Annotated in this window: 10 protein-coding genes and 1 pseudogene; 9 read left to right on the forward strand and 2 right to left on the reverse strand. The window is 42.1% G+C overall.

All coding sequences use genetic code 11. The annotated features are described in order from the left end of the window. The first annotated feature begins 19 nt into the window (after positions 1-19). The 9 genes and pseudogenes from N8A86_RS09655 to N8A86_RS09695 all read left to right on the forward strand — a co-directional run bounded on the left by N8A86_RS09655 (position 20) and on the right by N8A86_RS09695 (position 10,829). Positions 20-3,139 (forward strand): glycosyl hydrolase, encoded by a 3,120-nt coding sequence (locus tag N8A86_RS09655; protein WP_273568876.1) that lies wholly within the window; start codon positions 20-22, stop codon positions 3,137-3,139. Between the two features lie 69 nt (positions 3,140-3,208). Beyond that, positions 3,209-3,751, forward strand: coding sequence for a CopD family protein (locus N8A86_RS09660; RefSeq protein WP_273568877.1), 543 nt, complete (start codon positions 3,209-3,211; stop codon positions 3,749-3,751). Between the two features lie 157 nt (positions 3,752-3,908). Further along, a pseudogene (locus N8A86_RS09665) lies at positions 3,909-5,332 on the forward strand (sensor histidine kinase). 24 nt (positions 5,333-5,356) lie between these two features. Next, positions 5,357-6,139, forward strand: coding sequence for an enoyl-CoA hydratase/isomerase family protein (locus tag N8A86_RS09670; RefSeq protein WP_273568878.1), 783 nt, complete (start codon positions 5,357-5,359; stop codon positions 6,137-6,139). A 22-nt stretch (positions 6,140-6,161) separates the two neighbouring features. Further along, a complete protein-coding gene (locus N8A86_RS09675; protein ID WP_273568879.1) occupies positions 6,162-7,718 on the forward strand; it encodes a hypothetical protein in 1,557 nt (518 codons plus the stop codon). Between the two features lie 290 nt (positions 7,719-8,008). Further along, the gene (locus tag N8A86_RS09680; protein ID WP_273568880.1) at positions 8,009-9,082 is read left to right on the forward strand and encodes a PA0069 family radical SAM protein; all 1,074 of its coding nucleotides are present in this window, start codon (positions 8,009-8,011) and stop codon (positions 9,080-9,082) included. Positions 9,083-9,158: 76 nt separating this feature from the next. Then, entirely contained in the window at positions 9,159-9,506 is a 348-nt protein-coding gene (locus N8A86_RS09685) for a YciI family protein (RefSeq protein WP_273568881.1), read from the forward strand. A gap of 61 nt (positions 9,507-9,567) precedes the next feature. Next, positions 9,568-10,068: a sigma-70 family RNA polymerase sigma factor gene (locus N8A86_RS09690; RefSeq protein WP_273568882.1), complete on the forward strand. Its 501-nt coding sequence runs from the start codon at positions 9,568-9,570 to the stop codon at positions 10,066-10,068. 35 nt (positions 10,069-10,103) lie between these two features. Beyond that, positions 10,104-10,829, forward strand: coding sequence for an RNA polymerase sigma factor (locus N8A86_RS09695; RefSeq protein WP_273568883.1), 726 nt, complete (start codon positions 10,104-10,106; stop codon positions 10,827-10,829). Positions 10,830-10,847: 18 nt separating this feature from the next. Here the strand turns inward: N8A86_RS09695 and N8A86_RS09700 are convergent, their stop codons facing one another. Continuing rightward, complete coding sequence (locus tag N8A86_RS09700) at positions 10,848-11,510, reverse strand: HD domain-containing protein (protein ID WP_273568884.1); 663 nt, start codon at positions 11,508-11,510, stop codon at positions 10,848-10,850. Then, positions 11,507-12,244 (reverse strand): lysophospholipid acyltransferase family protein, encoded by a 738-nt coding sequence (locus N8A86_RS09705; protein WP_273568885.1) that lies wholly within the window; start codon positions 12,242-12,244, stop codon positions 11,507-11,509. The genes N8A86_RS09700 and N8A86_RS09705 overlap by 4 nt, the downstream gene beginning before the upstream one ends. Between the last annotated feature and the right edge of the window lie 71 nt (positions 12,245-12,315).

The raw sequence follows: 12,315 nt of genomic DNA on the forward strand, positions 1-12,315 counted from the left end.
GTGTAAAACCTATATCTCAATGAAAAATTCAATCTTTCTTCTACTATTCTTAACGAGTGTTTCGGCCTTTTGCCAGACAGCAGAAGAATATTTCAAACCCATGAAGTACCGAAATATTGGTCCCTTCCGTGGTGGGCGGTCCGTTTGCGCAACGGGCGTGGTTGGCGACCCGAGGACCTATTATATGGGTACGACGGGTGGCGGACTCTGGAAAACCACTGATGCCGGACAACATTGGAATAATATTTCCGATGGATTTTTTGAAATGGGATCCGTGGGCGCTGTAGAAGTTTCCGTCTCAGATCCGAACGTAATTTATGTAGGTATGGGCGAGCATGCGCCCCGGGGTGTCATGGCCTCTTATGGAGATGGGGTCTATAAATCTGCCGACTCGGGAAAGACTTGGAAAAGGATGGGATTGGAAAAGACCCAACATATTTCTCGTATCCGTATCCATCCTAAAAACCCTGATATTGTTTATGTCGCGGCCCAAGGAGCTTTGTATGGCCCGACCGAGGAACGTGGCGTTTATAAAAGTACCGATGGAGGAGTGACTTGGAAAAAGACACTTTACAAGAACAATCTTAGCGGGGCAGTTGAACTTTCGATGGATGCCAACGCGCCAGATATTTTGTACGCGGCACTTTGGCATCATGAACGGGATCCCAATGTAATGATCAGCGGTGGCGAAGGTAGCGGACTCTACAAATCAACGGATGCTGGAGAAACTTGGACGGAGCTGATGGAAGGTCTTCCCAAAGAAAAAGGGAAAATGGCGGTAGCCGTGAGTCCTGAAAATTCGAATAAAGTTTGGGCTTTGATTGAAAGCGATAGCAATAAGGACCAAGGCGGACTTTTCGTATCGAACGATGCCGGAAAAAACTGGAGTATGGTCAGTGGCGACAACCGTTTAGTACAAAGGGCGTGGTACTATATCGAGGTATTTGCGGATCCCAACAACGAGAATGTGGTCTATGTGATGAGCGCACCATTTTTACGGTCCATCGATGGTGGAAAGACCTGGGAAGATCTGAATGTTGCCCATGGCGATTACCATGATCTTTGGATAAATCCGAACGATTCGGACAACATGGTCTTGGCCGATGACGGTGGCGCCGCCATTACGTTTGACTTCGGGCGGCACTGGTCGACCCAAGATATTATGCCCACGGCCCAATTTTATCGTATCGATTTGGACAACCTTTTTCCATATAATATCTATGGAGGACAACAGGATAATTCTTCGGTAAAGATAGCTAGCCTTTCCTTGGGAAGCAGTGGCATTTCGGAGCGCAACTGGAGTGCTTCCGCTGGTGGTGAAAGTGCCTTTTTGGCCTTTGATCCCGATGACCCGAGATTTGTTATGGGCGGAGGATATTTAGGAAGCCTTGAGCTGCTCGATGTGAAATCGAAGGCGACGACAAATGTCTTTACGGCACCGATCCAATATTTGGGCCGTGAGGCGCGAGACATGAAATATTTATACAATTGGAACGCGCCCACCTTAAAATCGGTTCACGAACCAGATACCTATTATCACTGTGCGCAACTCGTTTTGCGTACGAGAGACAGAGGTATAAATTGGGAAGAAGCCTCACCAGACCTTACCCGTGACATTGATGAAAAACAGGGCAATGGTGGCGCCCCATATACTAATGAGGCCGTAGGTGCAGAAAATTACGGCACGATTGCCTATATGGTCGAATCGCCCCATGAAGCTGGTATTTTTTACACGGGCAGTGATGACGGGCTGGTACATATTACCAAAGATAATATGGAGACGTGGCAAAATATCACTCCAAAAAATTTGGGAGAGACCTTGGTCAATGCTATGGAAATTTCTCCACATGACCCGGCTACGGTGTATATTGCCACTACAAAATATAAGTTTAATGACCATACGCCCGCACTATATAAATCCACCGACTATGGCAAGACTTGGGCGAACATCAGCACAGGCATACCCTATGGCTCTTTTACGCGTGTTGTTCGAGAGGATAAGGATCGAAGGGATTTATTGTATGCAGGAACCGAAAAAGGGGTCTACCTCTCTTGGAACGGCGGAAAATCTTGGGAACCCTTACAATTGAATTTGCCGACCGCACCGATTACCGATGTAAAGGTACATCGCGGTGATCTGGTCGTTGCTACTTCTGGAAGGTCTTTTTGGATTTTGGACGATATTTCGGTCTTGGCACAAAAAAATACCGAAAAAGGGTTCAAGATTTACAAACCTGACGATGCCCTGAACGGTTCGTGGGGCAGCCCCATGAGCGGTAACATCGACGAGTTCGATGGCAGTACTGACTTTGTAGGAGTTAACCCAGCAAGTGGAATGGTGCTCTATTATGAGCTTCCGAAAGGGTTGGATTCTGTGCCTGTTTCCATGGAAATTAAGGATGCCAAAGGAAATCTGGTGCGCAGTTTTTCCTCGGAAAAAGATAAAGACTACAAACCGCACAATGGAGGTGGACCACCGCCTGCCCCAACAATTTCTAAAAAAGAAGGTCTCAACCGTTTTGTATGGGATATGAAGACCGATTTGCTTCCTGGTATTCCCGGGGTTTATATGGAGGCCAGGTTTAGAGGGCATGTCGTCCCTCCTGGGGATTACACCATAACTATAAAAGTCGATGAGAAGACCGTGAGTATAAAAGGTACGATTGTCCCTAACCCCTTATTTGAAACCAAGGAAGGGCAATATGAAGAATATCACGGCTTTATGAACGAACTGGAGGCAAACCTGACAGAAATGCACAATACCGTCAATACGTTGTTCAAGGCGCAAGGGCAACTAAAAGAGGTATTAAAAACCTTGGATAATGCTTCCTTGAAAGCCGAAGGTCAAAAATTATTGGAAGAAATGGATGCTTGGGACGAGGATATGGTGCAACGAAAATCCCAAGCTTACGATGACGTGGAAAACTTCCCGAATAAATTTACCGCTGAATATCTTTTCTTGATCGATGCGACCAACAGTAGCATTCCAAGGGTAAACAAATCGTCGCACGATCGAAGAGCAGAACTGGATTCGCAATGGAAAGGTTTAAAATCAAGGGTCGATGCATTAAGCAAGACAGCTATTCCTGCCTTCAATAAAAAACTTTGGGAGGCCGGTATCGGGGCGATACGGTTCTAAAGGTTCAAAGTTTAAGGTTCAAGGTTGATTCGTTAACTTTGAACCTTTAACGTTAAACCTTGAACTTCGTTGTACAACTATATCAAAGCCCTACATCTGATTTTCGTCGTGACCTGGTTCGCGGGGCTGTTCTATATTCCAAGATTGTTCATTTATCATATTGAGGCTTCCCAAAAACAATCTCCTGAAAAAGAGATTTTGACGACCCAATTGAAGTTGATGACGAAACGGTTATGGTACATTATTACATGGCCTTCAGCGATTTTATGCACCCTATTTGCGATTTGGTTGTTGGTAATCATGCCCCAATGGCTACAACAACCTTGGATGCACGTAAAGTTGGCGTTCGTTGTGCTTTTGATAGTTTATCATATAAGAAACCATATCATTTTCAACCAATTGCAGCGTGATGAGGTAAATTACACCTCCAACTATATGCGTATTTGGAACGAAGTGGCAACAATTGTTCTTTTTGCCATCGTCTTTTTGGCCATCTTAAAAAGTGCCGTCAACTGGATTTTTGGAGTTGTAGGAATAATCGTTTTAGGCATTCTACTGATGCTAGGCATCAAACTCTACAAACGGGTCCGCGAGAAAAACCCTGAAGCCTAAAAAGTTCAAGCTCGAACAGCGTAGCCTTATAAAATTTTGAACTTGCGCTTGACACTTGAGCTTGCTCTTGATATGGCGTGATATTTGCTACCTTTAACACGAAAAACCAAGACACTTGTTCAAAAAGTTATCTCTTAGATTTCGCATTTTCTTTGCCATGATCTTATTGGTGCTGATATCTTCTGTCTTGATATCGGGTATTGCGGTCTATCAATATCGTGAGCAACTACGAGATTATCATGAAGATCGTATGGAGCGCAAAGAAGAACAGATTCGACAAAGTATTGAATATACCTTGCGTAAAACTACCTATCCGCCGACGACAGAAAATTTAGGACTGATTTTCAGGGATGAAATTTATGAAATTGCCGATGTGCAGAACAAGAATTTCAATATCTATGACTTAGAAGGTCAACTTATAAAGAGTTCCAGACCTAAATTCGAAAACGACTCTATTTCCAATTGTTTGGATGCCGAGGTGTTGAATTATCTACAGGGTAGTGCCGACAAGCGCTATGTAGAGGAAAAATCAGCTGCAGGAGATCGATATCAATCTTCATATTCATACATCACCGACAGAAAGTTCAAAACGATAGGCATTTTGAATATGCCCTATTTTGAGGACAATACTTTTAATGATATGGAACTCCGAGAATTTTTGGCAAGATTGGGCGGAGTTTATTTTATTATGTTGCTTATTGCAATAGGACTGGCCTATTTTATCTCAAAATACATTACACGATCCTTGCAGACGGTTTCCGATATGATGAGCAAGACAGATTTTACCAGGAGAAACGAGAAAATCTTTATCGAGGGGCCCAGCGAAGAAATTGCAAAACTCGTGGACTCTTATAATGCCATGATCGACGAACTTGAGAAAAGTGCAGTGAAATTAGCGCGTAGTGAACGAGAACAGGCGTGGCGCGAGATGGCTAAACAAGTGGCGCACGAGATTAAAAATCCGTTGACCCCCATGCGGTTGAGTGTGCAAAGCTTTCAACGTAAGTTCGACCCTAAAGATTCCGATATCGAAAAAAAGTCTCTGAATATTCAAAAACATTGATTCAACAAATCGATACGATGAGTAGTATCGCCTCGGCATTCTCGAATTTTGCCGAGATGCCCGCCCAACAGAATGAAACATTGAACGTGGTGAAAATCGTAAAATTGGCCCTCGATATTTTTAATGAGGATTATATCCATTTTATTTCCGAGGAGAAAGAAATCATTGCGAAGTTAGATCGTACACAGTTAATACGTGTGGTTACCAATTTGGTGAAGAATGCGATACAGGCAGTTCCTGAAGTTGAATCGCCCCGAATATTGGTGTCTGTCACTTCGGAAGAGAATATGGTCAAAATCTCGGTGGCCGACAATGGTATTGGAATATCCGACGATTTCAAGGAAAAGATTTTTGAACCTAAATTCACTACGAAGTCCAGTGGAATGGGTCTTGGCCTCGGAATGGTCAAAAATATAGTGGAAACGTATAGGGGAAGCATTGACTTTACGTCACAGCCAGGAAAAGGCACCGTTTTCACCGTCAAATTTCCGAAGGGAGAGTTAATGAAAGCTGTTTAGTTTACTAATCGAATCGTAAGAGTTATGAAATTCAATAATCTATTAATTGCCGAAAAAACGCAATGGGCCATAATCACTATAAATAGGCCAAATAAGCTGAACGCACTGAATCGAGAAACTATTCAGGAATTGCACGATGGGCTTAAAATGTTGGATGAAGACAAAAAAGTTAAGGCCATCATTGTTACAGGTAGTGGCGAAAAAGCATTTGTTGCTGGTGCCGATATTGCCGAGTTTGCCGATTTTTCGGTGAAGGAGGGTGGAAAACTAGCTAAAAAAGGTCAAGAGCTGTTATTCGATTTTGTGGAAAACCTCTCCACTCCCGTAATTGCAGCGGTAAATGGTTTTGCCTTGGGTGGCGGACTCGAACTTGCCATGGCCTGTCATTTTCGATTGGCCAGTGATACTGCAAGAATGGGACTTCCCGAGGTGTCTTTGGGTGTCATTCCAGGGTATGGCGGCACACAGCGGTTACCACAATTAATCGGTAAGGGCCGGGCCATGGAACTCATCATGACGGCGGGAATGATAGATTCTGAAAAGGCCAAGGAGTATGGTTTGGTGAACCATGTCGTATCCCAAGAAGAACTGTTACCCTTATGCGAAAAGATAGCAATGAGAATTGCCAATAATTCCCCTGTGGCGATCAGTAATGCAATAAAAGCGGTAAATGCGGGTTTTAAACATAGTAACGACGGATTTGCTTCCGAAATAGAAGCTTTTGGAGCTTGCTTCGGAACGGCCGATTTTAAAGAAGGAACTACGGCCTTCCTCGAAAAACGAAAAGCTGTGTTTCCCGGCAAATAGCACGTCCCCAAACAACCTACTTATGAACCTGCGAAAAAGTCTAACCACACTTTTTTTCCTAGTGGCCTTTATAGCCCCAAAAGCTCAGGAAATACCTGTCAAACATACGCTTGGAGAAAAATATAGCGATAGGTATAAATATTCGAACCTATTGACAATTTCCGATAACGAGAAAGGTGGAACTGTCTTGGTACGAGCCTATTTTACTGGAATGATCCTCCGACCAAAGGGATATTTTATAGAGACCTACGATGAGAATCTACAGTTGGTTTCGGAATACAATTACAAGCTGAAAAATGCGAATTTCGTGGACGGCTATGTAAGAAACGGACAAATTTACCTGCTTTTCTTAGACTATAACTACGATTCGCTTTCATATGAATATATCGTGCACCGTAGTCCGATGGACGAGATAAGTTTTACAACTGAAACGATTCTTTCGATACCTTCAGATGAGGTACGCGAACCTTTGGACAGAAATTACTACAATCGCAATTTTACTTCTGGGTTTACGACTTCGGTCTTATTCGATGATGCGAAATCCGCTTTTGTAATTAGCGCGCATTTTAAAAAAGGAAAGAATAACCAACATTTCATTTACCTGTTCAATTCAAGTCTAAAAAAGGTGATAACCCATGATTTTTCGGCCGAGGTCGAAGAAAAGAATTATTCCTTTGAAAATATCGCCTTTTCAAAAGACCTTCAGAAGGCCTATATCGTTGGCAAGGCCTACTTCAAGAAAAAGCGTTTTCAAGCGACCGAGCGTAAGTTTCAGTACGAAATGATCCAAATTTCCAGCAGTGGAGCCAAAATACAGACGTTCGACGACCCCGGAAAATATTCTGAAGCGCTAAAACCGGTTTTTGCCGGCGACAAACTATTATGTCTTGGGTTCTATGCCGATAGAAAAGATAATCGCTACAACGGCCTCTCATATTTTGAGCTCGATCCGAACAGTTTGGCCATAAAATCCAAAAAATACAACCCGTTCTCAGCCCAATTCATGATGGATAAGTTCGGTCGTGAAGATGATAAGGAAATCAAGAACCTTGTCTTTAAAAATGTTGCCGTAACCAATGATGGATCCATACTGTACAATGCCGAAGAATACTTTGTTACGACAAGTGTACAGTCCAATTCAAGTGGTGGTAGGGTCAAAGTAGAGCGTTTTCACCATAATGACATTGTCAGTGCCAAGTTGAGCGCGTCAGGCGATGTGGCTTGGATACGGAACATCAATAAGGCAGAAGTTACCCAGGGCGATGGTGCCTATGCTTCCTACAGTTCGATAAGTAAAGATGGTAAGACCTATTTTTTCATTAGTACCGCATCAGAGAATCCACAATTATTGAGTGGGGAGCGCTTACTCTTTAAACAAGGGTTGAGTCGTAATCGAAATGTTTTTGTGATACAGTTGGACAAGGCAGGAAAAATCAGCTTTGAAAAACTCATCGATGATAAAGACGCAAGATTACCCTTAATGGTTTCGACACCTTTGATCAACGATTCTAATGACAACCTACTGTTTTACGCCAAAAGAGGCACAAAAAAACAGCTGGTACGGGTCGCAATTCAATAATATATTCCTTCACACAAGAACGTATCGAACAGACTACTTGGTCTGTTTGATTGTTTGTCAGAATACAATAGATGTTGACAACTCTGGATGTAATATTGATTTATATCGATAAAATTCAGTGCCATGTTGGTCTATATCCTATAAAGAGACTCTAGAAACCGATCGGTTTGTAAAGAGGAATAAATTGCTTTCCGGAAATAATCAAAGTATATCATTTACCCACCTTTCTTTAACATATAGAATATTTCATATTATGGAAATATTCCATAAATTTGGAATAAATCCACATATTGAAACAACAAGAATTTCGTAAAGGAAGAGGAGCGCAACAGAACACGCCCAATCGTTTTTTGGAGCATATTTACGAGACCCGAGATGATTTTTTAGAATTCTGCCGTATCGAAGGAGAGGAAGCCGATAATAATAGAACGCAGTACATTCCTATTTTCCCCAAGACTATTGTGAACAAGGTGACGAGTCCCGATGTGGGGATGATGTATTCCATGAATCCATATCAGGGTTGTGAACATGGATGTATCTATTGCTATGCCAGAAACACCCATGAATTTTGGGGATATAGTGCCGGATTGGACTTTGAGCGCAAAATTTTGGTCAAGAAAGATTCCGCTAAGCTTCTAGAATCCAAATTAAAGAGCAAGAACTGGAAAGCCTGTACCATAGTACTTTCCGGAAATACGGATTGCTACCAGCCAGCCGAAAAAAAATTTGGTATTACCCGAGAGTGTTTAGAAGTATTCTTGAAATACCGGCATCCCGTCGGGTTGATTACCAAAAACGCCCTAATTTTAAGAGATTTGGACATCCTTAAGGAATTGACAAAAGATAATCTGGTCGGAGTGAACGTTTCGGTTACCTCATTATCGGAGGAAACAAGACGAATTTTAGAACCAAGGACCGCCACCATAAAAAGGCGTTTGCGGACCATCAAAATCCTTTCGGAAAACAACATTCCGGTCAATGCGATGTTAGCACCTATCATTCCGGGCATAAATAGCCATGAAATTATGAACTTGGCCAAGGCGGTTTCTGAACATGGGGCATCTTCTTTCGCTTTTACCGTAGTACGTCTGAACGGTGCCATCGGGGGAATCTTTACCGATTGGATAAAAAAAACCATGCCCAATAGGGCCGATAAGGTATTGCGCCAAATCGAGGATTGCCATGGCGGAACTCTGAATGATAGCCGATTCGGTATCAGAAGCCGTGGCGAGGGCAAGATTGCCGCTCAAATCCATGATCTTGTACGTTTGGCAAGACATACTTATTTTAAGAATAAATCTTTTCCTAAATTGAATACTGAATTGCATGAACATTACAAGGATAGGCAAATGCGCTTGTTTTGAAAAATTTTAAAAAATTGTCCAATAGGGCTTTGGCGGTACGTCTTTAGCTCGTAGTAACATATAAAACAATATAATCATGAGTAATTTTTTGTATTTATTTAGGGGCGGAGACGCAGAATGGAAGCAGCAACCACCAGAGGTAGTTGAGGCCCATATGCAAAAATGGGGCGCTTGGATGGCCGGCCTTAAAGAACAAGGCAAACTGGTGGATGGTCTACCATTATCAGGGGATGGAAAAGTAGTCGAAAAGGCCGGTGAAGTCATTACCGATGGACCATTTGCCGAAGGGGCCGAAGTCGTTGGTGGCTACCTGATAGTCACAGCGGACGATTTGAACGAAGCCGTAGAGATTTCAAAAGGCTGTCCAATTTTCGAGCATGCCGGTAATGTCGAGGTTCGCGAAATCATGTCGATGAACATGTAAAGATTGCATAGAAAATCAAACCAAAGTCCGATAAGATTATCGGACTTTTTACATGTAAGGTATGGAGCAGTCAAAAAACAATCATTTCGTAGCGCATGTCTTTCGACATGAATACGGTAAGATAATCTCCTACCTGGTTCACAAATTCGCCCCGTCCTATTTAGAGAAAATAGAGGATGCCGTTCAGGAATCTTTAATAAAGGCCATGCAGGTCTGGGGCTATAAAGGGCCACCGAAAAATCCCACGGCTTGGCTACTTCGGGTAGCAAACAATCAACTGATCGACTCACTTCGAAGGGATAAAAAGATAATTTTTGATGAAAATGACCGGAGCTTAGAAAAAGAAAAAACAATGCCGGATGAAATTGAACTGGACTATACTATCAATGATAGCCAGCTGAAAATGATTTTTGCATGCTGTCACCCATCCTTATCAAAAGAATACCAGATTATTTTAAGTTTAAAATTGATTGGTGGTTTTGGAAATAAAGAAATCGCAAGAGCGATGTTGAAAAAAGAGGAAGCCGTGGCCAAATCGTTTACCAGGGCAAAAAAAGACTGAAAGTACATGTTCAGACACTGGAAACACCAGTAGAATTGGGACTAAAATCGAGATTGAACATTGTTCTAAAAATAATTTATCTGCTTTTTTCAGAAGGGTATGCGACTACTTCTGGTGAAAATTTGATTAAGAAAGATATATGTCTTGAGGCCATTCGGTTGGCGCTGCTGTTATCCAACAACAAATATTGTAATCGGCCAGATGTGCATGCGCTGATTGCCCTGATGTGCTTTCATGTTTCTAGATTTGATGCAAGAATAGATGATCAAGGAGAAATGGTCGATATGGAACATCAAAATAGAAACCTTTATAATAAGGATTTGATTCAAGAAGGAATACGGCATTTAGAAGATGCCTCGGTGCCCTCAGATCCTTCGGACTATCATTTGCAGGCCGCAATATCATATTATCATTGCACGGCTCCAAGTTTTGAAGAAACCGATTGGAAACGCATTTTAAAATTGTACGACCTTCAATTGCAACGACAGTATTCACCTATCGTTGAATTAAATAGAATTGTTCCGCTTCACAAAGTATTTGGACCCAATGCGGCAGTAGGAGCACTTCAAAATTTCGAAAGAAGCTCATATTTTATTAAAAATGCGCTGTTTTATGCCATTAGGGCCGAAGTTCTGTATGAATTAAAGAACCTGAAAGATTCAAGGAAAGCGATAAAAGAAGCTATCAAGTTGACCCACAATGAACTTGAAAAAAAGCATCTGAGTAAGAAGCTTCGCGTTCTTGAATCGCAAATAAAATAGAAGATTTCTTGATTCGCTTTAGGAATTGGCATTCCACTCCTTATAAAACTGCTCCAAATAATCAAGCATAAACTGGTGCCGTTCTTCGGCCAGTTTTTTGCCGGTTTTGGTGTTCATTTTATCCTTTAGGAATAAGAGCTTTTCATAGAAATGGTTGATGGTCGGAGCTTTTGATTTTTTGTATTCTGCTTTGGTAAGATTTAGTTTCGGAGGAATTTCCGGATTGTGTATTTCCCGATTCTTGAATCCGCCATAATTAAAGGCCCTGGCAATTCCTACTGCTCCGATGGCATCAAGGCGGTCGGCATCTTGAACGACCTGTAATTCTAAAGAACTGAATTTTGATTTTTGATTTTTTTCAAGACTGTTTTTAAAGGAGATGTTCTCGATAATCTTTACGACATGTTGCGCTACTTTTTTGTCTACTGGCAGCGAACTTAGAAATTGTTGTGCCAATTTTGGACCGACCTTCTCATCACCATCATGGAATTTTGCATCGGCGATGTCATGTAAAAGTGCGGCAAGACTTACAATCAAGATATCGACCTTCTCGTCTTTAGCGATTAGCAACGAATTTTTAAAGACCCGTTGAATGTGAAACCAATCATGTCCGCCTTCGGCCCCTTGCAGTGTCTCTTTAACAAAAGTAATGGTCTCTTCGACCAGTTGCGTATCGGTCATGCTTCGATTTTGATTCCTGAATTTACTAAGGCTTCCGTTTGGGCGACCATTTCGTCGAGGTTTTTTGAAATTTCAATTGCGCGGTGTACCTCGAAAGTCAAATGATTACCTATTCCATAAGGGAATTTTCCATACTTCAACATTTTCCATGAATTATTGATGCTAATGGGAACAACGAGGGCCGAGGGAGCATTTTTCATTAACATTTTGAGTCCGGTAGGTTGAAATTTTTTCGGATGCCCGGTACGGCTTCGTGTGCCCTCCGGAAAAATAACGGCACTTCGGTTATGTTGTTCGATATACCTACCCAGTTTTGCAATCTGTGCAAGGGCCTGTTTGCTATCCTTCCTATCGATCAATACCGAACCGCCATGTCTAAGATTGTACGAAACACTGGGAATGCCTTTTCCCAATTCGATCTTGCTCACGAATTTCGGATGATGCTTGCGCATATACCAGATTATAGGTGGAATATCGTGCATGCTCTGATGGTTTGGGACAATTATTAGTGGCCTATCTGTTGGAATGTCATGGCGGTTGTCAAAAGTATATGTCGTACCGAGTGTATGTGTACAGCGCATCAAGCAGAGGTTTAAGAGCGCTACACTTTTTCCGTGAGCCGAATATCCAAATAGGTTAAAGCAGATCCATTGTATCGGATGAAAAACGACCAAGCAAAATCCGAACAAGATCAGATAGATAATGGTGAGTGGACAAGCCAAGATTTTCTGCATACTGCAAAAATAAAAAACCACTCCTTGACGAAGTGGTTTTTCAATATAATCTTTTAAACTCCCCTTCTCTT

The sequence above is a fragment of the Maribacter halichondriae genome (assembly GCF_027474825.1).
Taxonomy (GTDB): Bacteria; Bacteroidota; Bacteroidia; order Flavobacteriales; family Flavobacteriaceae; genus Meishania; species Meishania halichondriae.